Annotated in this window: 20 protein-coding genes and 1 riboswitch; of the genes, 11 read left to right on the top strand and 9 right to left on the bottom strand. The window is 38.5% G+C overall.

From position 1 onward, the window contains the following. Positions 1-93: 93 nt before the first annotated feature. Both MHB42_RS04145 and MHB42_RS04140 read left to right on the top strand, forming a co-directional pair. A complete protein-coding gene (locus MHB42_RS04145; RefSeq protein ID WP_340808529.1) occupies positions 94-3,183 on the top strand; it encodes an efflux RND transporter permease subunit in 3,090 nt (1,029 codons plus the stop codon). Between the two features lie 161 nt (positions 3,184-3,344). Beyond that, positions 3,345-5,027: an IS1182 family transposase gene (locus MHB42_RS04140; protein WP_340804544.1), complete on the top strand. Its 1,683-nt coding sequence runs from the start codon at positions 3,345-3,347 to the stop codon at positions 5,025-5,027. 5 nt (positions 5,028-5,032) lie between these two features. On the opposite strand, the gene MHB42_RS04135 is transcribed toward MHB42_RS04140, so the two are convergent. Beyond that, entirely contained in the window at positions 5,033-6,601 is a 1,569-nt protein-coding gene (locus MHB42_RS04135) for a glycoside hydrolase family 10 protein (protein WP_340804542.1), read from the bottom strand. A 372-nt stretch (positions 6,602-6,973) separates the two neighbouring features. Here MHB42_RS04135 and MHB42_RS04130 point away from each other — a divergent pair, with 372 nt between their 5' ends. Both MHB42_RS04130 and MHB42_RS04125 read left to right on the top strand, forming a co-directional pair. Next, the gene (locus tag MHB42_RS04130; protein WP_340804540.1) at positions 6,974-8,197 is read left to right on the top strand and encodes an MFS transporter; all 1,224 of its coding nucleotides are present in this window, start codon (positions 6,974-6,976) and stop codon (positions 8,195-8,197) included. 78 nt (positions 8,198-8,275) lie between these two features. Beyond that, entirely contained in the window at positions 8,276-8,818 is a 543-nt protein-coding gene (locus MHB42_RS04125; RefSeq protein ID WP_340804538.1) for a GNAT family N-acetyltransferase, read from the top strand. A 172-nt stretch (positions 8,819-8,990) separates the two neighbouring features. Here MHB42_RS04125 and MHB42_RS04120 read toward each other — a convergent pair whose 3' ends face one another. From MHB42_RS04120 to MHB42_RS04105, 4 genes are all read right to left on the bottom strand, one after another. Beyond that, positions 8,991-9,470, bottom strand: coding sequence for a hypothetical protein (locus MHB42_RS04120; protein ID WP_340804537.1), 480 nt, complete (start codon positions 9,468-9,470; stop codon positions 8,991-8,993). Positions 9,471-9,476: 6 nt separating this feature from the next. Next, entirely contained in the window at positions 9,477-10,139 is a 663-nt protein-coding gene (locus tag MHB42_RS04115) for a potassium channel family protein (RefSeq protein ID WP_340808528.1), read from the bottom strand. A 137-nt stretch (positions 10,140-10,276) separates the two neighbouring features. Beyond that, on the bottom strand, positions 10,277-10,732 hold the full coding sequence (locus tag MHB42_RS04110) for a TlpA family protein disulfide reductase (protein WP_340804536.1): 456 nt from the start codon (positions 10,730-10,732) through the stop codon (positions 10,277-10,279). A 133-nt stretch (positions 10,733-10,865) separates the two neighbouring features. After that, on the bottom strand, positions 10,866-11,408 hold the full coding sequence (locus tag MHB42_RS04105; RefSeq protein WP_340804535.1) for a peroxiredoxin: 543 nt from the start codon (positions 11,406-11,408) through the stop codon (positions 10,866-10,868). A 380-nt stretch (positions 11,409-11,788) separates the two neighbouring features. On the opposite strand from MHB42_RS04105, the gene MHB42_RS04100 reads away from it, so the two are divergent. The 7 genes from MHB42_RS04100 (at position 11,789) to thiW (ending at position 18,237) form a co-directional block, all read left to right on the top strand. Further along, positions 11,789-12,331, top strand: coding sequence for a helix-turn-helix domain-containing protein (locus MHB42_RS04100; protein WP_340804534.1), 543 nt, complete (start codon positions 11,789-11,791; stop codon positions 12,329-12,331). Positions 12,332-12,348: 17 nt separating this feature from the next. Next, positions 12,349-13,455: an ABC transporter ATP-binding protein gene (locus MHB42_RS04095; RefSeq protein WP_340804533.1), complete on the top strand. Its 1,107-nt coding sequence runs from the start codon at positions 12,349-12,351 to the stop codon at positions 13,453-13,455. Then, positions 13,445-14,254 carry an ABC transporter permease gene (locus MHB42_RS04090; protein ID WP_340804532.1) on the top strand — a complete coding sequence of 270 codons (810 nt, stop codon included), beginning with the start codon at positions 13,445-13,447 and terminating at the stop codon, positions 14,252-14,254. Before MHB42_RS04095 ends, MHB42_RS04090 begins: the two co-directional genes overlap by 11 nt. Next, the gene (locus MHB42_RS04085; RefSeq protein WP_340804531.1) at positions 14,251-15,048 is read left to right on the top strand and encodes an ABC transporter permease; all 798 of its coding nucleotides are present in this window, start codon (positions 14,251-14,253) and stop codon (positions 15,046-15,048) included. Before MHB42_RS04090 ends, MHB42_RS04085 begins: the two co-directional genes overlap by 4 nt. Continuing rightward, entirely contained in the window at positions 15,045-16,118 is a 1,074-nt protein-coding gene (locus MHB42_RS04080) for an ABC transporter substrate-binding protein (protein WP_340804530.1), read from the top strand. The genes MHB42_RS04085 and MHB42_RS04080 overlap by 4 nt, the downstream gene beginning before the upstream one ends. A 150-nt stretch (positions 16,119-16,268) precedes the next feature. Next, positions 16,269-17,465 carry an MFS transporter gene (locus MHB42_RS04075; RefSeq protein ID WP_340804529.1) on the top strand — a complete coding sequence of 399 codons (1,197 nt, stop codon included), beginning with the start codon at positions 16,269-16,271 and terminating at the stop codon, positions 17,463-17,465. Between the two features lie 68 nt (positions 17,466-17,533). Continuing rightward, positions 17,534-17,641, top strand: a riboswitch (TPP riboswitch). Between the two features lie 92 nt (positions 17,642-17,733). Further along, positions 17,734-18,237, top strand: a complete 504-nt coding sequence (gene thiW, locus MHB42_RS04070; RefSeq protein ID WP_340804528.1) for an energy coupling factor transporter S component ThiW — start codon at positions 17,734-17,736, stop codon at positions 18,235-18,237. 101 nt (positions 18,238-18,338) lie between these two features. On the opposite strand, the gene MHB42_RS04065 is transcribed toward thiW, so the two are convergent. The 4 genes from MHB42_RS04065 to MHB42_RS04050 are packed head-to-tail and all read right to left on the bottom strand — an operon-like array spanning position 18,339 to position 24,544. Beyond that, the gene (locus tag MHB42_RS04065; protein ID WP_340804527.1) at positions 18,339-20,936 is read right to left on the bottom strand and encodes a VWA domain-containing protein; all 2,598 of its coding nucleotides are present in this window, start codon (positions 20,934-20,936) and stop codon (positions 18,339-18,341) included. Next, positions 20,920-22,665: a vWA domain-containing protein gene (locus MHB42_RS04060; RefSeq protein ID WP_340804526.1), complete on the bottom strand. Its 1,746-nt coding sequence runs from the start codon at positions 22,663-22,665 to the stop codon at positions 20,920-20,922. The genes MHB42_RS04065 and MHB42_RS04060 overlap by 17 nt, the downstream gene beginning before the upstream one ends. A gap of 11 nt (positions 22,666-22,676) precedes the next feature. After that, entirely contained in the window at positions 22,677-23,552 is an 876-nt protein-coding gene (locus tag MHB42_RS04055; protein ID WP_340804525.1) for a DUF58 domain-containing protein, read from the bottom strand. Then, complete coding sequence (locus tag MHB42_RS04050) at positions 23,549-24,544, bottom strand: AAA family ATPase (RefSeq protein WP_340804522.1); 996 nt, start codon at positions 24,542-24,544, stop codon at positions 23,549-23,551. Before MHB42_RS04050 ends, MHB42_RS04055 begins: the two co-directional genes overlap by 4 nt. Between the last annotated feature and the right edge of the window lie 6 nt (positions 24,545-24,550).

Raw genomic sequence — 24,550 nt, 5'->3', positions numbered from 1 at the left:
AACTCTCTCCTAATGCATTTCGTTGACAAATGACCGATTAGTCATTAGTATAAATAATTGAGTTTAGATAGTCAATTAAGGGTAGGTGTAAAGGTGAAAGGTTTAGTTAATTTCGTATTGAAAAACAAATTGGCAGTATGGTTATTAACCATTATTATTACTGTTTCTGGTATTTACTCGGGTACAAGAATGAAAATGGAATCAATACCCGATATTTCAATTCCTTATTTAATTGTTATGGGTGTATACCCCGGCGCAACGCCTGAGCAAGTAATGGATGAACTTTCTATTCCATTTGAAAAGTCTATAGAAAGCTTAGAAGATGTCAAGGCTGTTTATTCAACATCCTCTTCAAACGTAGCACAAGTACAGGTTGAATATGACTACGGCATTGATATGGATGAGAAAAAGCGTCAGTTAGAGGCAGCTTTAGATAATCTAACATTACCTGAAGGTGCACAAGAGCCAACAATTATGGCAATTAGCATGAATATGATGCCAGTTGTAGCTCTATCTGTAAGTAGTTCAGAGGAGGATATCGTAGACCTCACATCTACAGTAGAGGATATTTTACTTCCAAAAATCGAGAAAATTGATGGTGTTGCCTCTGCCACGATCACTGGTCAGCATATTGAACAAGTATCGTTTAAATATGATGAAGAAAAAATGGCATCACTTGGTTTAACAGAGGACACAGTGAAACAAATGATTCAGGCAAGTGATATGTCTTTATCACTTGGTTTATATCAGTTTACTGTTGGTGAGCAGGCTGTTTCAGTAGATGGTAAAGTACAATCAGTGGATGAATTAAAAGAATTATTAATTCCAGTTACACCTTCAGCTACCAATCCTTCACCATTTGTTCGTCTAGGTGATATTGCCACAATTGAAGTGGAAGGTAAAGTACAATCGGTATCACGCACAAATGGTAAAGATGCGATTGCCATTCAAATCGTCAAAGGGCAAGATGCGAATACCGTAACAGTTGTAAATGCTGTAAAAGATTTAATAAAGGATGAAGAAAAACGATTAGACGGTTTAAAGGTAGATATTTCTCTTGACCAAGGTGCTCCAATCGAAGATTCTGTTTTCACAATGATTGAAAAGGCAGTATTTGGTGGCGCAATTGCCGTATTAATCATTTTATTATTCTTACGTGATTTCAAATCAACAATTATTTCGATTATCTCTATCCCAGTTTCTGTCTTTATGGCATTGCTGCTTTTAAACTGGATGGACATTACATTAAATATTATGACGCTTGGTGCCATTACTGTAGCCATTGGTCGTGTTATTGATGACTCTATTGTTGTTGTGGAAAATATTTATCGACGCATCCATTTAAAGCAAGAAAAATTAACGGGTCGTGCTCTTATTCGTGAAGCAACGATTGAAATGTTTAAACCAATTCTTTCGTCTACATTAGTAACAGTCGCTGTATTTGCACCCCTGATTTTTGTAGGTGGTATGGTTGGCGAGTTATTTATGCCATTTGCCTTAACAATGACATTTGCGCTCGGTGCATCATTAATTGTAGCTATTACAATTGTACCTGCCCTATCTCACTTCTTATTCCGTAAAAAATTATACGGCGAGAAGCAAGAAAGCCAGCATAAAGAAGTTGGTAAGCTTGCTACTTGGTACAGAGGCGTTTTAGAAAAGGCTTTAAATCATAAAATTATTACATCCGCTATTGCGATTTTATTACTTGTTGGTTCTATCGCCTTAACGCCATTAATTGGTTTTAGCTTTATGGGCTCACAAGAAGAAAAAGTTATGTACTTAACATATACGCCTGCAACAGGTGAGCTTGCAGATGAAACAGCAGCGAATGTTGAAAAAGTTGAGAAAGAATTAATGAAACGTGAAGATGTGGATATTTTACAAGTTTCCATAACAGATGCTAATAACGTTGATCCATCTGCCATGATGATGGGTGGCGGCGCTGGCGGTGCATTAATGTACCTAATCTTTGATCCCGATATGGAAGATTTCCCAGAAGCTCGTAAAGAAGTCGAAGACTATGTATTTAATATTGAGCAATCAGGAGAATGGAAATCTCAAGACTTCTCATCTATGGGTATGTCCTCGAATGAAGTCAGCTATACATTATATACTGAAGACTTAGATAAACTTCGAGATGCTGTTACGCAAGTAGAAGGTGCATTACAGGATGTTGACGGTCTAGAAGATGTTAAATCGGATAACGAAGATCCATATGTTGAGCATGTCTTAAAAGTAGAGCAAAAGAATGTCCTACAATATGGCTTAACAACAGCTCAAATTGTGATGGCTTTAAATTCAAATGCAACGCAAGAAGTTTTAACAACCGTGAAAAATGATGGTAAAGATATTGATGTTATTGTGCAACGTGATGCTAAAGCAGCAGCAACTTCACTTGACGATGTGTTAGCAACTGAAGTGCCAACAGCATTAGGTACGACAATGACAATTGGTGAATTAGTAGATGTTGAGGAAGGTACAACACTTAACTCATTAGCTCGTTCAAAAGGTGAATACTTCGCAACAGTATCTGGCACAATTATCGGTGATGATATTTCAAAAGCAACGTCTGCTGCTGATAAAAAAATCGATAAATTAGATTTACCAAAAGGTGTGACAATAGGTGTTGCAGGTGTAGCTGCTGATATGCAAGAAACATTTACTAAGCTAGGTATTGCTATGCTAGCAGCAATTGCGATTGTATATTTCATTTTAGTTGTTACATTTGGTGAAGGTTTAGCACCATTCGCTATTCTCTTCTCACTACCATTCGCTGTAATCGGTGCCTTTGTTGGTTTATTTATAACAGGTCAAACAATATCTGTATCGGTTATGATGGGTCTATTAATGTTAATTGGTATTGTTGTTACAAATGCCATTGTATTAGTTGACCGTATTATCCATATGGAACATGACGGTCTTAACATGCGTGAGGCAATCTTAGAAGCAGGAGCAACGCGTTTGCGTCCAATTCTAATGACAGCTATTGCAACAATCGGTGCAATGCTTCCAATGGCATTCGGTACTGGTGGTAGTGGTCTGATTTCAAAAGACTTAGCCATTACTGTAATTGGTGGTTTATTATCTTCAACATTATTAACATTAGTTGTTGTACCAATTGTTTATGAAATGCTATCAAAAATGTTAAAGAAAAACCGTAAAGATGTAGAAGAAAATTAATAACAAACGGGGCTGGGACAAAACCCATTCCCAAATTTAAAAGCCGGTGAAATTTTACTGATTGTAAAATTTCACCGGCTTTTATTTTCGGATTAAAAATAAGGACCTCTTCTGATAAAATTAAGTTACCACACAAAATCAATCTAGAAAGAAGGATCCTTATGTTTAAAGATTATAACATGAATCAACTTGTTTTACCGCTGGATGTCGAAATAAAATTACAAGAAAATGATATCGCCTTCTCTATTCATCAATTAGTGGAAAGTATCCCCTCAGAAGCTTTCGCTCCTTTTCTTCAACAAACTGGCTGTCCAGCGTATCATCCACGTATGATGTTAAAGCTCATTTTATGTGGTTATACCCAATCGGCTTTCTCCGGTCGTCGAATCGAGGACCTCACAAAAGATAGCCTACGTATGATGTGGCTGGCACAAGGCTATCAACCAAGTTATCGTACCATCAATCGTTTCCGTGTTCACCCATTGACAAAGGAGCTGCTTCGTCAATGTTTCGTGCAATTCCGTTGTCAATTGGTGAAGGAAGACCTGATTGCGCAAGAAGCCATTTTTATTGACGGCACGAAAATCGAAGCAAATGCGAACAAGTTCACCTTTGTGTGGAAACGTTCAATTGAAAAATATGAAGCGAGTTTGGTGGAAAAATCAAACCAGCTGTATGAGGAATTACTGCAACAACAAATTATACCAGCCATCGAACAAGAAGTGGAAACGCAGCTGTCCATCACTGAATTAAAACAAGTGGCAGAAAAATTAGAAGAAGTCGTAGCCGACTATACAGAAAGAATCGAGCAATCCGAAGAGGCCCAAGAGCGAAAGCAGCTGCGCAGCGAACGGAAAACGCCAAAACAACAATGGAAACAAGTAAACGAGTGGATCACACGCAAACAGAAATATGAACAGGATTTTGCGATTTTCGGCAAACGAAATAGCTATGCCAAAACAGACCCTGATGCAACTTTTATGCGTATGAAGGATGACTACATGCAAAATGGCCAATTAAAAGCGGGCTACAACTTACAAATTGCGACAGAGGGACAGTACACATTGGCTTATGGCATTTATGCGAATCCAACGGATACGAAAACGTTGATTCCCTTCTTGGATGAAATCGAGAGACATTATTTTCAATTGCCACAACATATCGTAGCCGATGCCGGCTATGGTAGTGAGCCAAACTATGAGGATGTACGAAACAACCGAGAATGTGAACCTGTGATTCCCTATACGCATTATCGAAAAGAGCAAAGCAAAAAATACCAACAAGATCCCTTCCGAACAAGTAACTGGATGTATGATGAAGAGTTGGATACCTATATCTGTCCACACCAGCAAAAAGTAACGTTCCGCTATGAGTCAACACAAGAAGACAAAGAAGGATTCCAACGAACGTTTCGTATCTATGAATGCGAAGACTGTACAGGTTGTCCATTTCGAGAGAAATGTACGAAAGCCCAAGAAGGCAAGCCACGGAAAATCAAGGTAAATGAAAACTGGGAACAACAAAAAGCATATGTACGCACAAAGCTTTCAGAAGCCAAAGCAGGGACTCTCTACCGTCAACGAAAAGTAGATGTAGAACCAGTTTTTGGATGTCTGAAGGCTAATTTAGGTTTTACTCGCTTTTCGGTTCGTGGCCAATCGAAGGTAGAAAACGAAATTGGCTTCGCTTTGATGGCCGTGAATCTACGAAAGTATGGGAGGAAGAGGAAATCTTCTGCCAATTTTTCCACCCACACATCAAAAAATCGAAATCACCTGATGCGATTTCGATTTTTTGTATGGACTAGAACTATTTATGTCCCAGCCTCGTCTTATTATTTATAAGCTATTTACTTATCTTCTTTCACGACAAAAACTTCCCTGCTTTCTACACCTGTAGCAGATATAGCCGTAATGCCATATGTGTAGCTACGTTTAGGAAGAGCAGTCTTGTCCACAAATGTAGTGACACCATCCGTATTATAAACAACATCCACGATATGTTGAGGGGCATCATAAGAACCTTTACTGTTCCCCGCAAAACGATAAATAACATACTTACGTGGCTGTGTTTCATTTTCATCTATAATGTCAATTTGGCGACCAGTCTTTTCTTTTGTCACTTGTACAAAAGTCGGCTTGGCAGGTACTGTAGCATCATTCCAAGATGTATCTGGTGTCAGCGCTGTATAGTTATATAGCTGCTGATTAACAATTGTTGCATACCCCAGTTTATTGTTTTGCATACTTGTTAAGGAAAAATGCATCTGTCCCTTAGCCGCTACTTGCTCCGAACGATTCGCGAGTATTTGGCTTGGCAGCTCCATTTTATTTTTCCATGCTGCATCATTGTCATTTCCTACCTTGTAGTCAGCAAGACCAATATATAGCTGAACGGGATGTACCTCTGCATAGGTTTGTACCTCATGGCTCCACCAATTCAATAACGTACCATATTTAGCAGCAGCTAATGTTCTTGACCAATAAATTTGTGGTGTAATGTAATCAATCGTGCCATTACGAATCCACGTCCTTACATCTGCATATAAATCATCATAATTATTAACACCAGCTCGCGTATCGCTACCTGTTTTATCCAATGATTTATTACGCCATACACCAAATGGGGAAATACCAAATTGCACATATGGCTTTGTGTCTTTAATAGCTGTGTAGAGATTTTCTACGAGCTGATTGACATTATCTCGTCGCCAATCATCCACCTTTTTAAAGGAAGCACCATATTTTTTATACGCTGCCTGATCTGGAAAGGCTTCATTGGCAATTTTATATGGATAAAAATAATCATCCATATGGACTGCATCAATATCATAATTGGCTACTAGCTCTCTCACTGTATCAACTAAATAGTCTTGCACCTCTGGTAAACCAGGATTTAAGTAATATTGCCTGCCATATTTGACAACCCAGTTCGGATTTTTTCTTGCGACATTGTTAGCAGCAAGGTCTGTTAATTTTTGATTAGGCATTGTGACACGGTACGGATTCATCCATGCATGTAATTCCATACCTCGCTTATGTGCCTCCTCTACCATAATGGCAAGAGGATCATAGCCAGGGTCTGTGCCTTGCTTTTTTCCTGTTATGTAGGACGACCATGGAGCCAGCTCAGACGCATACAGCGCATCATTTGTTGGTCTTACTTGATAAATCACAGTGTTTAACCTATTGGCTTTTAATTGATCCAATGTTTTGCGTGCCCAAGCTGTGTATTGCTCCTTATTCATACCCGCTTTCATATCAATATTATGAACCGTTGAAATCCAGACAGCGCGCATTTCCCTTTTCGGCTGTGGCGTGCTTGCCATCGCTGGCTTTGCAGGGATTGTCGATAGACATAAAACAAAAATCATCGCGACTAAAGTGACAAATTTCCATGTACTCTTTTGTTTTCTCATATTTCCTCCATATACCATTTTCTATTTTAGTATACGATAAGTAATAGCTACTTGCTAGCCTATCAAAATACACCTAACTATTTTACTAGCCAATTTTAGCAAATTGATTTTTTAGTTACTGTTAAATCTTTACGGCTTATGAAACTTTATGCTACAATCAACACACATTATATAGAACGGAGGTATTCCTGATGACAGCTTCAATCAGACTACGATTTCACCTTACGAATTAAATATGTACACACTTTGCCTGCTGTGCAAAGAAACTGGGATTAGTCTGTCTGTTTTAGGAATACAGAGAAAGAGGGGCTTTGATTCCCCTCTTTTTTGTTGTCTTCCAACTTTCCACACAGGCATAACTGTTAGAAAGGAATGACAATATTGGAACATTGGAAACGTAATACAATTCTTTTTTTAAGCAGTCAAACGATTTCGCTCTTTGGCTCTGCGCTTGTACAATATGCGATTACATGGCATATTACATTAACAACGCAATCAGGCATTATGATGACCGTTGCGATTATTTGTGGCTTTGTACCAACCTTCTTTTTAGCACCAATTGCTGGTGTTTGGGCAGACCGTTATAACCGCAAATGGCTCATTATTTTAGCAGATGGCATGATTGCCCTATCTACATTAATTTTAGCCATCCTTTTTTTAATTGGCTATGATGAGCTATGGTTGCTCTTTGCAATATCAGCGATTCGTGCAGTTGGTGCAGGTATTCAAACACCTGCAGTCGGTGCAATTTTACCGCAGTTTGTACCTGAGGAGCATTTAATGAAGGTCAATGGTGCAAACGGTAGTATTCAAGCGTTTATTATGATTCTTGCGCCAATGGCAAGTGGTGCATTGCTAACAATGGCTTCGATTGAATCCATCTTCTTTATTGATGTTGTGACAGCAGCCATCGCCATTACAATTTTTTTACTGTTCTTGCATATCCCTGTTCACGCAAAAGCAGCACAGGCGCAAACAACAAGCTATTTCAGCGATATGAAGCAAGGCATTATTTATATTAAGGAGCATGCTTTTTTAAAGCAATTGTTTCTATTCTTTGCCTTTTTCATGTTGCTTGCAGCTCCAGCAGCTTTTTTAACGCCATTGCAAGTTACACGTAGCTTTGGTGATGATGTTTGGCGCTTAACAGCAATCGAGATGGCATTTGCGGTTGGTATGTTAATCGGAGGTATCGCTATTGCTTCATGGGGTGGCTTTAAAAATAAAGTGCATACAATGACATTATCCGCTTTATTATTTGGGCTTTGTACATTAGCTTTAGGGATTATTCCTAGCTTTTGGATTTATCTTGTGATTATGGGCATTACCGGCTTAGCGATGCCAATTTTTAACACACCAGCTACAGTGCTATTACAGGAAAAAATAGAAAGCGATTATTTAGGAAGAGTATTCGGTATTCTTAGTATGATTTCTACCTCTATGATGCCTTTAGGAATGCTTATTTTCGGCCCATTAGCTGATATGATTGCTATCGAATGGCTATTAATCGGCACAGGCATACTGCTCTTTATCCAAGGGTTTTTCTTGCTTGGCAGCAAGGCACTTATCAACGCTGGTAAGTCTACAAGCAATTAATCTAAGTAGCAAAAAGTCGACTCCAATACAATAGAGTCGACTTTTTCATCTAATCTCTTTTATAAAGGAGGAATAATATTGAACAGCTTGATCCCTATTTTAACAACGGAAAGATTATTATTAAGACCTGTCACGTTGCAGGATGTAGAGGCTATGTTTGCTTATACATCTCATGCCAATGTAGCGCGCTATGTAACTTGGGAGGCACATCAAAACTTAGAAGATACGAAAGCTTTTATTACATTTATTTTAGACGGCTATCAACAAGGTAATCATTTGCTATGGGGCATTGAGTATAAAGGGACATTAATTGGCACCATCGACTTTGTCGCTATAAACGATAACCATCAATATGGGGAAATTGGTTATGTGCTTGCTGAGGATTACTGGAATAAGGGTATTACAACAGAAGCAACAAAAAGGCTTATTGACTTTGGCTTTCAGGAATTAGGCTTGGTACGTATTCAAGCACGATGCTTTGAAGAAAATATCGGCTCTCAAAAGGTTATGGAGAAATCGGGAATGCTTTTCGAGGGACTACTACGGAAAAGTATGTTCGTTAAAGGGGATTATCAAAATATCAAGATGTACGCCATCACAGACGATGATTATAACAAATAAATTCATCTTTTAAAAAGGTAAAAATCCACAATGCTAAGCGGATTTTACCTTTTTATTAAGAAAGCCTCTACAGCCAATGTTCACTACAATATATCCGTACACATTTACCACATCCGCAAGCAATTACGCCCCAAAAAAAGCAGTGACCAGTTCAAATACTGTATCACTACTATTATTTACCATGCTGTTCAAGCAAACGCTGTGTATTTGTGGATTGTTCAAGTGCTTTTTTCTCTTTAGCCCAATAAATTAAATATTGCTCATTGTCAATAGTAAAGACCATTTGCTGCAATTCCTGATCAAGCTCAGAGCTAATTGCAACTTTTAAAATATCCACCTCATATAACGGTTTATCATTTATTTTATAAACAATATGGTAGACAGGTTGCTCTTCAAAAATCGTTCTTTCTTTTTTGGATAGGCTCCTTACATGACTAAGTGGATATTGCTCAAGATATGCTTGTGCCTCATCATTCGTGGCAAGCAATAATAGCTGCTTATCTTTAAATAATTCAATCGTATCCACTTCTGCAGCATGATCTAAAATAAGGGAGATTGCCTCCTCCTTATTTTTCTCTCTATGCTGCATCGTAAAAACACCAATTAGTAAAATACTTGCAAATATAACTAGCTTCCATCTTCGTTTTGTCATTGGCTATTACCCATTCATTGCCTTTTTTACAAAACGATTAATATCCACATCTGCTCCAATGACAAGCATAATATCACCTAATAAAATTTTATCGCTCGCCTGTGGAGATACAATAATATCTGCGCCACGCTTTATCCCTACAATATTAATGCCATATTTTGCTCGAATATCTAAATCTATAATCGAGTAGCCTGCGATTGCATCATTTGCCTTTAATTCCATAATAGAATGCTCATCTGATAGCTCTAAATAATCAAGCACAGTATTTGAGAGCATATTATTCGCAATACGAATACCCATATCACGCTCAGGATGGACGATAAAATCAGCACCAATTTTACGCAATACTTTTTCATGGTAATCATTTTGTGCCTTAACCGTAATTTGCTCCACGCCAATTTCTTTTAAAATAATGGTTGTTAGAATGCTTGCTTGAATATCTTCGCCAATCGCAACAATCACATGCTCAAAATTACGGATACCTAATGAATTGAGCACCGATTCATCTGTTGAATCTGCAACAATAGCCTGCGTAGCAATGGAGGCAAATTCGTCCACACGCTCTGAGGAATGGTCAATTGCCATTACTTGTGCACCTTGGCTCATTAATTCGCGAACAATACTCCCCCCAAAACGACCAAGCCCAATAACTGCAAACTCTTTTTTCATCATAAAAATCCCTCCGAAAATGACTATATCACCATTGTAGCGTATTCGTTGTTAGATGTATTGTCAAAACAACAGCTTTATTGTCAACATAAGACAAAAAAGACGAGGACTTCAATCCCCGCCTTCTACATTTCTTATTATTCAGCATTACGCATTTCATCTAGTACGCGATTTACGCGTTTTTCTAGCATTTTCATGCCACTACCACCAGCTTGCATATGACGTAGCTGACCATCCTTATCGAAGACAAAATATGCAGGCACATATTGATTTTCAAAAGCATCTGTTAGCTTCATTTCGCTATCTACAAAGATTGGTTGTGTAATATCATGCTCTGCCGCTACTGCTTTAATTGTAGCTAAATCAGTATCTTCCTCAGAACGTGGCATATGTACTGCTACGACATTTAGTTCATCTTTATATTGGTCACGGAAATTGTTTACATCTGGCATTGCTTCTTTACATAAATGACAGCTTACTGACCAAAAGTGAATTAATGTTGGTTTTTCACCTACTAAATCAGCTTTCGTTACTTCACCATTTAGCCAAGTTGTTGCGCCCACAAGTTCAGGCATTTGTTCACGAAGTTTCATGAAAATTCTCCTCCAACATCCTAATAGTTTGGAATTATAGCATTTATTTTTTTGCCCAATTCAGTTAAAAGTCCCCACAAGCGTGTCGTGGGGACTCTTTATTTGTACAAAATCATACAGCAAGTCTATTGGCTTATAGAGTTGCTTGACCTGGACGCCAGTTTGCTGGGCAAAGACCGCCAGTTTGTAATGCTTGAAGTACACGTAATGTTTCATCAACATCACGACCGATATTGTTATCAAATACTGTTTGATATTTTAGTTCGCCTTCTGGATTAATGATGAATAAACCGCGTAGTGCGATACCTTCTTCTTCAATTAATACACCATATTCTTTTGAAACTTGGTGGTTTGTATCAGCCGCTAATGGATATTTTAAATCACCAAGACCATTTTGCGTGCGGTCTGTGTTAATCCATGCTAAGTGAGTATGGATTGTATCTGTAGAAACACCAATTACCTCTGCATCTAAGTCTTCGAACTCATCGTAACGATCGCTCATTGCAGTAATTTCAGTTGGACATACAAATGTGAAATCCATTGGATAGAAGAAAAGAACTGTCCATTTATCTTGTGCTTTAATATCTTCTAACGATACTTTACCAAATGATTTGTCTGGAAGTACAGCTTCCATTGTAAAGTCAGGTGCTTGTTTACCTACCATGCGTTCTGCCATAATAAATCCCTCCGAAATATGTAGTTTATCTATTCCATTCGCACTAGCGAACTCGTCTTCTACGATAGCAGAGTAACCGACGTTTTTCAAACAAGTAAACTTCATCTTTTTAGATGATTTATATCGTTTGACAAAAATTCGTCAAATCCATGATATATAGTCGATTCTATACTGTTTATTAGCTATATTAGACAAAAATATGCTACATTATACGAACTTTTGCTTTGTATGTAAATATGCTGTATTTTTCACGAAAAGTAATTGCAAATTTTTTATTCTTATGTATAATTGTAAGGGTTTTAGTAAACTAAAAGTTTCGTTAAAGTAAACTTCATATTCTGAAAGTTTATGATTGCTAAACTTCTTCTAGGAGGGAAAAGATGCAAATAGGAGCAAAAATTAAAGCGCTTCGTTTAAAAAAGGGTCTTACCCAAGAGGAACTTGGAGAACGTACAGATTTAAGCAAAGGCTATATTTCTCAATTAGAGCGTGATTTAAATTCACCTTCTATTGAAACATTATTTTCGATACTGGAAGTTTTAGGGTCAACACCAAAGGAATTTTTTGATGATGAATCCTCTGAACAAAAGGTTGTTTATACAGAAGAAGATCAATCCATTTATACAGATGAGGACAAAAACTATAAAATTCAATGGCTTATTCCTACATCAAATGAAAAAGAGATGGAGCCAATTTTCCTAACATTTGCTGCCAATGGTGAGTTTAAGCAATTTGAACCATCGCTATCCGAAACATTTATTTATGTTGTCAAAGGGCGTATTCGACTTGTTTTAGGAAATGAACAGTATATCGCTAGTGAAGGCAATTCCCTTTATTTTGACGCAACAAACCATCATCAAATTTTTAATGCACACGCTGCTGAAACGAAAATTTTACTCGTTGCAACAGACTCATATTTATAGCTTAAGGAGGCATACCGATGACATCGAATACAATTATCCGCTTTGACAATGTTTCAAAATCTTATGATGATGGAACTGTTGTTTTAAAAAATATTAATCTGGAGCTGGAAAAGGGCAAATTTTATACACTTCTTGGCCCTTCTGGTTGCGGAAAAACAACGATTTTACGTATTATTGCTGGATTCACAGAGCCAACAACAGGTGATGTATTTTTCCATGATAAAAAAATCAATGCTGTACCTGCAAATGAGCGTCAGGTAAATACCGTTTTTCAGGATTATGCGCTATTTCCGCACCTGAATGTTTTTGAAAATGTAGCATTCGGCTTACGCATTAAAAAGCTCCCTGAAAATGATATAAAGGATCGTGTAGCTGAAGCCTTAAAATTTGTAAACTTAGCAGGCTATGGCAATCGTGAAATTTCTGAAATGTCTGGTGGTCAGCGCCAGCGTGTCGCAATTGCACGTGCTATTGTCAATGACCCTGAAGTGATTTTACTGGATGAGCCTCTGTCGGCATTAGACTTAAAGCTACGTACAGAGATGCAGTATGAATTGCGTGAATTACAGCAGCGCCTTGGTAAAACATTTGTCTTTGTTACACACGATCAGGAAGAGGCACTTGCGATGAGTGACGAGATTTTTGTGTTAAGTGAAGGGCAAATTCAGCAATCTGGCACACCTGTAGATATTTATGACGAGCCAATTAACCGCTTTGTAGCTGACTTTATTGGGGAGTCTAATATTGTACATGGTGTCATGATTGAGGATTTCAAGGTTGAATTTGCTGGGAAGATTTTTGAATGTGTTGACCAAGGCATGAAGCCAAACGAAAAAATCGATATCGTTATTCGCCCAGAAGACCTAGAAATGACAACAATCGACAAAGGCAAGCTTGTTGTTAAAGTCGATACACAATTATTCCGAGGCGTACATTATGAATTATCCACATACGATAAAGACGGCAATGAATGGCTTGTTCATTCATTGAAAAAAGCTGAAGTAGGGACAGAAATTGGCTTAGACTTTGACCCAGAAGCGATTCATGTCATGCGTTTAAATGAAACAGAGGAAGAATTTGATAAACGTTTAGAATCGTATGGAGATGATGAAGATGCAAACTAAGACATCGAAATCAGCACTATTTCCATACATGCTATGGATTCTCTTTTTCGTTATTGCGCCAATTGCACTTGTCGTCTATTATTCCCTACTTGATTTACACGGCAATTTTACGCTCGATAACTATAAAGCGTTCTTTACATCAGTCTATTTAAAAATGACAGTAAGCTCGTTTTGGTATGCCTTTTTAATTACATTCTTTACACTATTAATTTCATATCCAACAGCTTACTTTTTAACAAAAACAAAGCATAAACAGCTTTGGTTGCTGCTTATTATTATTCCTTCATGGATTAATTTATTGTTAAAAACATATGCCTTTATTGGGATTTTTGGTTTATATGGTCCTATCAATGCATTTATCGAAGTATTTGGCTTTGATCCGAAGCAAATGCTGTTTACAGATATTAGCTTTATCTTTGTATCTGTTTATATTTTTATTCCTTTTATGATTTTACCGATTTTCAATGCTTTAGATCGTTTAAATCCAACACTTATTTATGCATCTCGTGATTTAGGGGCGTCTGCCTTCACAACCTTCCGTCGCGTTATTTTGCCATTAACAATGGATGGTGTGAAATCTGGTATTCAGGTTGTCTTTATCCCTGCGTTATCGCTCTTTATGATTACGCGTTTAATCGCTGGAAACCGTGTTATTACCCTTGGAACAGCGATTGAGCAGCAATTCCTTGTGACACAAAATTGGGGGATGGGTTCTACAATTGCTGTCTTTTTAATTTTATTTATGGTCGTGATTATGCTAATTACGGGGCAAAAAAATAAAGGAGGTCGCGTACGATGAACAAACTATCTGCATCAGCCAAAGTCTATTTAATAATTGTTTTTATTGTTCTGTATGCGCCTATCTTCTATTTAATTTTTTATTCGTTCAATAGTGGTGGCTCTATGAATCACTTCGAATCCTTTACACTTGAGCATTATCAGGCTGTTTTTGAGGATTCTCGTCTACTGGTGATTTTAATTAATACAGTCATCGTGGCATTACTTTCTGCTTTGATTTCTACTATTATAGGAACACTTGGCGCAATTGGCATTGTCACAGTGAAAGACTCAAAAATGCGCAATACATTACTGTCTTTAAACAATGTCTTAATCGTCAGCCCTGATGTTATTATTGGTGCGAGCTTTTTAATTTTATTTACAATCGCTGGCATTAAATTAGGCTTTACCTCTGTTTTATTAGCGCACGTTGCATTTAGTGTACCGATTGTTGTCTTAATGGTTTTACCAAAATTACTTGAAATGAATACATCATTAATTGATGCAGCGCTTGACTTAGGGGCTACAAAAAAAGATATTATGATGCGTGTTATTTTACCGTATATTCAGCCAGGTATTTTTGCAGGCTTTTTCCTTGCACTAACATATTCTTTAGATGATTTTGCTGTCACATTTTTTGTAACAGGCAATGGCTTTAGTACATTATCAGTAGAAATCTATTCGATGGCACGTGCAGGTATTTCACTAACCGTTAACGCTATTTCAGGTTTAGTATTCTTTGTTACAGTGCTAGTCGTAATTGGCTATTATTTTGTCACAAGCCGCGCAACTAAAAGAACGGAGGGACAACAATGAAGTCATTAATTCAAGCAACCATTGCCATCCTTGTTGTTTCAGCTCTGTTATTTTATGCTGCTGATGCTTTAAGCGCAGGTGGCGGTAAAGGTGGCAAAAACACATTAACCATCTTTAACTGGGGCGAATATATTGACCCTGATTTATTGAAAGAATTTGAAGAAGAAACAGGCATTCATGTCGTCTACGAAACCTTCGATTCCAATGAAGCAATGATGACGAAAATTCAGCAAGGTGGCACAGCTTATGATATTGCCGTCCCTTCTGAGTATATGATTGAAAAAATGAAGGAAGAAAATTTATTGATTCCTTTAGATAAAACAAAGCTCCCTAATTTAAAAAATATTGACCCTTATTTTTTAGATTTGCCATTTGACGATAACAATCAATATTCAATCCCTTATTTCTGGGGAACGGTAGGCATTGTTTACAATCCAAGCCTTGTGAGTGATTTAGATTTTACCTCTTGGGAAGATTTATGGGACCCTTCCTTAAAGCGTAAAGTCTTTTTAGTGGATGGTGCTCGTGAAGTCATTGGGATGGGCTTAAATAGTCTTGGCTACTCATTAAATTCATTAGATGACCATGAGCTGCGTCAGGCTACTGATAAGCTAATTACACTTGCTCCAAATGTGAAGGCAATTATCGGTGATGAAATCACACCACTGATGATTAATAATGAAGCAACCGTAGCCCTTACTTGGTCTGGGCAAGCTGCTGATATGATGTTTGAAAATGAGGAGCTAGACTTTGCAGTACCTGAGGAAGGCTCAAATTTATGGTTTGATAATATGGTTATTCCAAAAACATCGAAAAACATCGATGGGGCACATGCTTTTATTAATTTTATGTTAAGTGCTGATGCTGGTGCTCGAAACGCTGATTATGTAGGCTACTCTACACCAAATATTGCTGCTATGGACTTAATGGATGAAGAGGTTGTCACAGATGAACGCTACTACCCTTCTGAGGAGCAACGTGATACATTAGAGGTCTATAAAAACTTAGGACCTGATTATTTAGGGAAATATAATGAATTGTTTTTAGAATTTAAAATGAGTATTCGTTAACAATTGTAAAAGGTCTGTCGAAGTAGCTTTATGCTCACGACAGACCTTTTGCTTGATAGAAACTATCATTTCAGACTTTCAACCGATACAATGACAGGTTCGCTTATGATAGACTGTAGTATATTTGGTGATAAAAAGGAGAGTTATTTGATGACCCAGCAAAAGTCCAATAAGGCGGCTTTATATCTTTTAATGTTTAATATGTTTATCACAATGGGGAGTATTGGTATTATTATCCCTGTTATGCCAGAGTATTTAAGAATATTTGGTGCAGCAGGACAAGTTCTTGGTATGTTAATTGCAACATTCGCCTTAGCACAATTTGTATTTTCTCCGATTGCTGGGAATCTTTCAGATCAGTATGGTCGCAAAAATTTAATTATTTTTGGTCTTATCCTATCAGGTCTTGCACAAATTGGTTTTGGACTTTCTACAGACGTATGGATGCTCTTTGTTGCCCGTTTTTTAGGCGGTCTTGGCTCTGCATTTGTAGCCCCTCCTATTATGGCTTTTGTTGCGGATGTTACAACATATGAAGAACGAGGAAAAGGAATGGGGATGCTTGGTGCTGCTATGTCACTTGGCTTTATGATTGGGCCTGGCATCGGTGGCTTTTTATCAGAAGTAAGCTTGCATTTTCCATTCTATACAGCTGGTACTGCGGCTATTTTAGCAGCACTGCTATCATTTTTCTTACTGCCATCAACAAAGCCAAGCATTGTACAAAATAAACAAAAGCAAGACAATCTTGCAAAGCAAATGGCTCGTTCTGTACATATGCCTTATTTCGTAATGCTCATTATTATGATGGTATTCTCATTTGGTATCGCTAATTTCCAAACAACGCTATCGTTATTTGTTACAGAAAAATTCAATTATACACCTGGTGATATTGCCATTATTTTAGTGGTTGGTGGTGCATTTGGCGTAGTTGTTCAAATGTTTGTGATTACGCCACTCTTTAAGCGCTTAGGAGAGATGAAGGTTGTCTTAATCAACTTATTTGTCGCATCCATTTCTATTTACTTAATATTATTTGTGTCAGGATTTGCGCTTATTTTAGTGGTAGCAACGATTTTCTCAACAGCAACTACATTAATTCGACCTGCTGTCAATACATTGATTTCTAAGCTTGCTGACAATGAGCAAGGATTTGCCGCTGGCTTAAACAATGCCTATATGAGCCTTGGTAATATGATTGGCCCAGCATTAGCAGGTATTCTCTTTGATTGGAATATGAACAGCCCTTATATTTTTGGTGCAATTATTTTATTAGCCTGCTTCTTTATTGCGCTAATTTGGACAATAAAAAGAGCACCACACCTTATGCAGCCCGATACACATTAATGCTGAAAAATTATTGACTATTTTTTGGAATATGGTACATTATTGGTGTTCTACTAAAATTATTATTCTATTACCACTAGGGGAGTCTTTACAAGGCTGAGATGTATATGTTGATATACAGACCCTTTGAACCTGATCTAGTTCACACTAGCGGAGGGAAGTGGCGCTGCTTGCTTATTATCAATATATATGCAAGGTCGCTTCCTATTGTTTAAAGGAGGCGGCTTTTTTATTTTGCTAGTGGCTATTCGCAAAAGGAGTGAATGATATGCCCATTCGAAAACTAACGATTATGGCTTTATTGGTAGCAATTGCTGTTGCGGGCTCCACCTTTGTATCCATTCCTACAGGGATTGCACGTGCCTATCCTGTTCAGCACGCAGTCAATGTTATTGGAGCCATTATGCTTGGACCTGTACCAACTGTTATCATTGCCTTTGTGACAGCGATTATTCGTATTTTTACAGGTACAGGCTCTTTATTAGCTATTCCTGGGAGTGTTATTGGTGCAGTATGTGCTGCGCTCGCCTATAAATATAGCCATAAAATGTGGCTAGCTAGCGTTGGCGAAATAATTGGAACAGGTATTCTTGCTTCACTTATCGCAGTACCTTATGCCCAATTATTAATGGGAACATCTGTAGCTGCATTATTTTTTATGCCAGCCTTTTTAACATCCAGTACCATTGGGGCTATTTTAGGTGTTATCATTGCAAGCAGCTTACAAAAAACGGCGCTCGTAAGGTATGGAAAATTCTCGCTTTATGAATAATTGTCCTTTTGAGCGGTGCTACGCTTTTTTTGATCACTCACCCACCCAAACAACAAAAAGCAGTGCAAAATCCTAGTTCTTTGCACTGCTCTTTTTCATCATTATGATCGTTTTTTCATGCCCTTTAACAACTGTGCAACATTTGTATCCTCAGCCTGTATGGGTTGTTGTTCAGGAATAGACGCTTTGTGCTTCGGCTTAGTAAGGAAATTCCAGCCAAAGCGTCTAATGGTAATATCCATAAAGAATAACAGCATCGCTGCTAGCATAAGCCATGTTGCAATGTTTTGACGATCCGCTCCCTTTTGTGTAAAGTCACGAAAAACCTCTTGTGGCTCTTTTATCGTAGCACCGCCTGTTTGCTTTGTTAATTCCTCGACTAACGACTCATTCACTGGACGCAGCTCATATTCAGCACTATAAGGAACACTTAAGCCTGCCTGATAAATGGCCTGCTCCTCATCAGCAATGCGGAAGAAAATCAGTCCAGGCTCTGTCTGTACTGTTGCACGAACTTGAGAAGTTGAGATCGTTTCTAGCTGTGTTGCTAGTTCCTCCCCTGCTTCATTAACGGCTACAATATCTAAAAATGCCGCTTCATTTGTAGGATCTGTAATCATAAACGAACCATCTGACTCCACTCTGACATCATAGGCAACATCATTATAGCTTGGTAGCATTTGTGAAATAAGCGTTTGCCAAAATGTTCCCCACTCCTGCCATCTAGCCCAATCACCCGTCCATTTACCTGTTGAATCAGATGTAAAGGCAAATGTTTTACCAAGCCCATATTGCCATTGCGCTAATACGGGGTCTTCTTTCTCGCTTTCCGCAATCACCGTAGCTCCCTGTTTCGCTGTTGTTCCAATATATGCATTCATTTGAGGAACGCCATTAGCAAATAGTGTATGCCATCCCGTCGCATTATAAATCGTCGGATAAAATGGATTATCCTCGATATATGTACGAGAAATCATAGCCGTTTCACGAGATAAAATAGAAGGAATTGTTTGTTCATCTACAACATCATAGAAGCGTCCACTGCCCATCTCACTCAATAACTCCAGTAAATTTGCATCCGCATCTTGCCCAATCGCTACTGTTGATAATGTAATTCCACTATCCTTGCCTTCCGCAATTAAATCTTCATAATTACCAGGCTGTGATTGTCCATCTGTTAATAAAATAATATGCTTACGTTGCAGCTCTAAATCTGCTAAATTCTCATAGGCTTGTGCCAACGAAGCATAAATTTCAGTTCCACCACCCGGTGTAACGGATAAAATTGTATCCACCGCTTCCTCTTTACTGCTAAGAGGCTTTGTTTCAATAATTTCCCACGGGCGATCATCAAAGGCAATAAATCCTAATGTATCCTCATCGCGCAGCATTTCAACCGAACGTGCTGCTGCTTCCTTAGCAAGCTCTAATTTAGAGCCACTCATACTACCAGAGCGGTCAAGCACAATTACTAGCCCTAAGGATGGCAACTGCTCCTTACCTTTAATCTCCATTTCTACAGGCAATAGTGCTTCAATCGGTGTTTTAAAATAACCACCTAAGCCAAAACTATTTTCGCCACCAACCATTGTAAAGCCGACACCAAAGTTTTTCACAGCCTGTTCAATAACGTTCATTTTTGCCTCGCCCACTAAATGGCCGGGTACATTATCAAAAATAATCGCATTGTATTGCAAATAGCTAGAGAGTTCATTTGGTAAGCTGCTTGCTGCTACAACATGATGGGATATACCTTGACTGCCAAGTGCCGCTGCAATTGGTGAGGCTGTATCATAGCCATTGACAATCAATAAATGTGGTTCACTTTGTACCATTGTAACGCTTGTTAATTTATTATTTTCAAAAATAGCATCCTGTCCGACTTGCACAACTGCTTCATATTTCACAAGCCCTTCACCAGTTGCCGCATGTTTATAGGTAAATACATTGGAGCCCTCTACAAGCTCGACCGCCTCACGATGAATAAGCTCATCATTTTCGTATAATAATAGCTCACCCTGTCCTGCTGCCATTGCATAAACCTCTGTTACTAATTGCTGCTGCTCCCCTACATATGCCACTTGTGGGGAAACAAAGCTTTTCAGTGATACATCATTAGTAACTGGCTGACTAAAAGGAACAATATCTACACTAATATTGGCTCCTTTAAACTTTGTAGCAAATGCTAAAGCATCCCCCTTTGTTTCATTACCATCCGTTAGCAAAACAAAACGTGTTGCCTTTTTCGGATCAATAATTCCAGAGGCAAGCTGTAGCGTTTGTTCAATATTCGTTTGATCGGTTGCCGTTATCGTTGTGAGCTTTGGTACGTCCTTTAATGTATTCGACAAAATAGCCTCTGTTTGTAGTGTGGAAGAAAAGGAGTATATCCCTGCAAGCTGTTGCTCCTTTTTCGACTGTAAGCTTTCCTGAATAAACTGAACCATCTCATCCTCTGTACCATTCATAGAGGCTGAACGGTCCACTAAATAAACAATTTGCTCTTCTTTAATTGGTAATAATAGATAGGGACCTGCTAGTGCAAACACTAAACAGCCTACTGCCACCATACGCATTATAAGCACAACGAGATGGCTTTTTTTCAGCCGCTGACGTTCACGAAAGTAAGTCCAGCCAAAATACAGAAATAATGGAAGTAACAGCAACAATGCTAATGGCATATCAATTCGTAAATCCACGACGTCGTTGCACCTCCCACTCTAAAACAAGTAATACGACTATGATAATAATAAGCCAAGGCACAAAGGAAGCCTTTGATACTTCTTCCTTGCCATTATCAGAAATATTACCAAGTGTATAGCTTGTTCCCTGTGCAATCATACGTTCCTGAGCTTGTAATTGCACAATTAATTGTTTTTCTTCATTAGCTGAGCGTACTGTATAAACACCTGGTTGCTGCGGTGCTGTTAGTACACCATTTGCCACAGAGGATAGAAATTCATCCTGTTGTGAATAAACACTCCAGTCTTCTTGCGTTAATGCTACTACACGTTGTTCGTTCGGCGAAAAAATGCCAAGTGATGCTGTTGACTCAGATAGCTGCTGCTCCACACTCCATAAAAATAGTGGAAATGATGGATGCAAGGGCCAATCTGTATCAGCAATATCAGCCAATACAACAATATCACCTTTAGGAGAGCGCTGGATAAATGGCTGCTCCCCAATAGAAGCAATCGTTTCATAATCAGTAAAGCCCGGATAAATAGCGCTCACATAAATATCCTTTAGGTCACTAAAAGCAAATAAAGCATCATTTGTTATAGTCACTGTACCGCTTGCTGTCACTTTTTCAGTATCATCACGACCAAATAATACAAGCGGCTTTTCCATTTTTTCTAGTAATGCTGCTTGCTGAGTAATAATGGTCGCATCCTTGTTATCCGCTATTTGTAAGGATGGCACTATTTTCAAATTGCTATTAATTGCTTGAAATCCCTTTTGTATCAATTGATGCAAGCTTTGGTCTATTACTAGCTTTGCAGTCGTTGTTTGTAGTAAAACTGTTTGCTTATTATCCATCGCATAATCATCTTTAGCATCAATATGAGCTGTTATTGTTTTGTCAAATGGTAGATCCTTATAGGTTTTTGTCATTGTTTCCTGTGGTGGCACAATAACACTATCTGCTACAAGCTCATGATTCGTTGCATCGTGCAGGGTAAGCGTCACTTTTTGCTCCTTTTTTGTATCATTATGAAGCTGTACAAGTGCCATTGCAGTCTGTCCATCTGTTGTTGCTGCAAAGCGTGTAATAGCAATATTCGTTAAATCCTTTGCTGCACCTCTTACTAGCCATTTTACCGAATCTTTTTCCATCGGTAATTGCTTTTTATCAAGTGTATCAGTAAACACATAAATAGAGGTTGGTGTATCGCCCACAAATGCTTGCGCTACATCAAGTGCCTTATTGATTTCAGCAGTTTCATAGGTGACTTGTAAATCTTCAATTGCTTTTTTAATATCCTTGCTATTTGTTTCCTGCTGTAAAATTGCTTTTGGCGTTGCACCAGTTGTAATTAATGTAACCGGTCTTCCATTGAGCTCATCCATTAGCGTCAGCATTTCTGCTTTATGCGTGTCAAAAGTTGATGTGCCTTTACCTGCTAGCATTGTTGCTGAAGTATCAACAATAAATATTGTTTGTGCCCCAACAATGGTTGATTTTTTGATATAGGGATTCATCAGCGCTAAGACAAGCAACAACAATGCGAGTAGTTGTAGATAAAGTAAGGCATTTTTTTGTAAATGCTTTAAATAAGGAGATACACGCGTTTCCTGCATAATTTCAGACCAAAATAATGTCGATGACACTGTCTGATCTGTATATTTTTTACGAAAGAAATAATAGAGTAGGACAATGACCGGGATGATGGCCGTCCAGCTAAATATTATTTGACTAAAGCTCAATACGGCTCACCTCACCTAACCCAATGTGCTTTTACGAATTGCTGGAAGATTGCGTGCTGCAAGCCATCCTCCACCTTTAATTGTAATTTTCGAACGCCAAAACGATGACATATGGCATCCAGCTCCTCCTCATGTAACAAGCGTCGTGCATGATAAGTATCTATTACTTTGGAGGACATTGTAACATTTACATCATTACCTGTTTCACGATCAATAAGGCGAACATCGCCTGCATAATGCGGGGCAAGCTCTTCCTGTGTCATAATTTGTACGATACGCACATCGCCAGCATAGCGCGGTAATCGTTTTAGTAGCTGCTCCCATTCCTCAATTGGTTCCAAGCCATCTGTAACAATAAATAGCACTGTACTATCTTTAGGTAATACCTTTAATGCCCCTTGCGCAAAGCCCCCCGCATAATTTGCTTTCTCAATATCTGTTACGATTTGTAAGAAAGCACGTCGATACATGGAGCCTTTGCGGCGAAATGGTGGTGTTATTTCATCCTGAACAAATGAAAAAGACAAGCGATCATCTCGACCAAGTACCATTAACCCAAGCGAGGCGACTATTTGACGAGCAAATAACCACTTGGCATCCTCCGCCATTGATTTTGTCGCATCGAGTAAAATATGTACGCGCATCTCCTGCTCATCTAAAAAGCGTTTAATAAAATATTTATCCGTTCTTGCAAAGACGTTCCAATCAATTTGACGTACATCATCACCTAAATGGTATTCTCGAAAATCCGAGAAATCAAGGGATGCCCCAAAGCGTTGCGAACGGTGTGAGCCTTTATGCTGCCCACGTAATTTGGAGGCCGTTGCTACTTGAAAGCGGCTAATTTTTGCTAGCCAGTCTTCAGGCAATAAATAATTGACTGTCACTTGCTTACACCTTGCTGTACCTTTTCTAAAATAACGTCAATCACATCATCTGCTGTTTTTCCTGAAGCCTCCCCTTCATAATTCAACAGCATCCGATGACGTAATACTGGCTTAGCAACAGATTTAATATCAGCAACCGAAACATGGAAGCGTCCATTCATTAATGCTCGTGCTTTTGCTAATTTAACTAAGCTTTGCAAGCCTCGTGGACCACTGCCATACATGGCATATTGCTTCACTATCTCAAGGGCATCAGGTCTTTCAGGATGTGTGGCTACCACTAAATCCGTTGCAAATTCCAGCATTTCATCTGCAACAAGCACCTCTTTCACCATTTGCTGTGCCTCAAGAAGTCCCTCTGTATTCATTAGCTTCTGTAAACCAATGTCCTGAGCACCTGTTGTACGCCTCATAATTTCCATTAACTCATGCTTTTCAGGATATGGAACAAGAATTTTACAGAGGAAACGGTCCATTTGCGCTTCAGGTAATGGATATGTTCCCTCCATTTCAATTGGATTTTGCGTTGCTAATACAAAAAATGGTCTTGCCATCTTTTTCGTATCGCCTAAAATCGTCACCGTTTTTTCACCCATTGCTTCTAGTAATGCACTTTGTGTTTTGGGTGTTGCTCGGTTAATTTCATCCGCTAACACCATCTGACTAAAAATAGGGCCAGGCTGAAATGTAAATTGCTGCTTACCATCTGGTGTTCGCTCAATCATACTTGTTCCTGTAATATCCGCAGGCATTAAGTCAGGGGTAAATTGAATACGTGAAAACGATAAATCAAGCACTTCAGAAATTGTACGGATCAGCATTGTTTTCCCTAAGCCAGGTAGCCCCTCTAGCAATGCATGACCATCTGCTAGCACGGCATACAATGTATAATCAATCGCCTCCTCCTGCCCAACAATAAAGCGATGGATTTCTTCTTTTACTTGTTGTAATTTCACACTCATATCTATATACTGCTGCTCTGTAAATGCCATCTTTTT

Origin of the sequence: Lysinibacillus sp. FSL K6-0232 (genome assembly GCF_038008325.1) — a bacterium.
In the GTDB taxonomy this organism is placed as follows: domain Bacteria; phylum Bacillota; class Bacilli; order Bacillales_A; family Planococcaceae; genus Lysinibacillus.
Note: the sequence above shows the minus strand (reverse complement) of the source record. Positions and strands in the feature narration are given on the sequence as shown.

What these genes read in the sequence shown, in the direction of transcription:
- MHB42_RS04140 (WP_340804544.1), top strand. Translation starts at nt 3,345, where the DNA reads ATGTTTAAAGATTATAACATGAATCAACTTGTTTTACCGCTGGATGTC.
- MHB42_RS04135 (WP_340804542.1), bottom strand. Translation starts at nt 6,601, where the DNA reads ATGAGAAAACAAAAGAGTACATGGAAATTTGTCACTTTAGTCGCGATG.
- MHB42_RS04130 (WP_340804540.1), top strand. Translation starts at nt 6,974, where the DNA reads ATGACAATATTGGAACATTGGAAACGTAATACAATTCTTTTTTTAAGC.
- MHB42_RS04120 (WP_340804537.1), bottom strand. Translation starts at nt 9,470, where the DNA reads ATGACAAAACGAAGATGGAAGCTAGTTATATTTGCAAGTATTTTACTA.
- MHB42_RS04115 (WP_340808528.1), bottom strand. Translation starts at nt 10,139, where the DNA reads ATGAAAAAAGAGTTTGCAGTTATTGGGCTTGGTCGTTTTGGGGGGAGT.
- MHB42_RS04110 (WP_340804536.1), bottom strand. Translation starts at nt 10,732, where the DNA reads ATGAAACTTCGTGAACAAATGCCTGAACTTGTGGGCGCAACAACTTGG.
- MHB42_RS04105 (WP_340804535.1), bottom strand. Translation starts at nt 11,408, where the DNA reads ATGGCAGAACGCATGGTAGGTAAACAAGCACCTGACTTTACAATGGAA.
- MHB42_RS04100 (WP_340804534.1), top strand. Translation starts at nt 11,789, where the DNA reads ATGCAAATAGGAGCAAAAATTAAAGCGCTTCGTTTAAAAAAGGGTCTT.
- MHB42_RS04095 (WP_340804533.1), top strand. Translation starts at nt 12,349, where the DNA reads ATGACATCGAATACAATTATCCGCTTTGACAATGTTTCAAAATCTTAT.
- MHB42_RS04090 (WP_340804532.1), top strand. Translation starts at nt 13,445, where the DNA reads ATGCAAACTAAGACATCGAAATCAGCACTATTTCCATACATGCTATGG.
- MHB42_RS04085 (WP_340804531.1), top strand. Translation starts at nt 14,251, where the DNA reads ATGAACAAACTATCTGCATCAGCCAAAGTCTATTTAATAATTGTTTTT.
- MHB42_RS04080 (WP_340804530.1), top strand. Translation starts at nt 15,045, where the DNA reads ATGAAGTCATTAATTCAAGCAACCATTGCCATCCTTGTTGTTTCAGCT.
- MHB42_RS04075 (WP_340804529.1), top strand. Translation starts at nt 16,269, where the DNA reads ATGACCCAGCAAAAGTCCAATAAGGCGGCTTTATATCTTTTAATGTTT.
- thiW (WP_340804528.1), top strand. Translation starts at nt 17,734, where the DNA reads ATGCCCATTCGAAAACTAACGATTATGGCTTTATTGGTAGCAATTGCT.
- MHB42_RS04050 (WP_340804522.1), bottom strand. Translation starts at nt 24,544, where the DNA reads ATGGCATTTACAGAGCAGCAGTATATAGATATGAGTGTGAAATTACAA.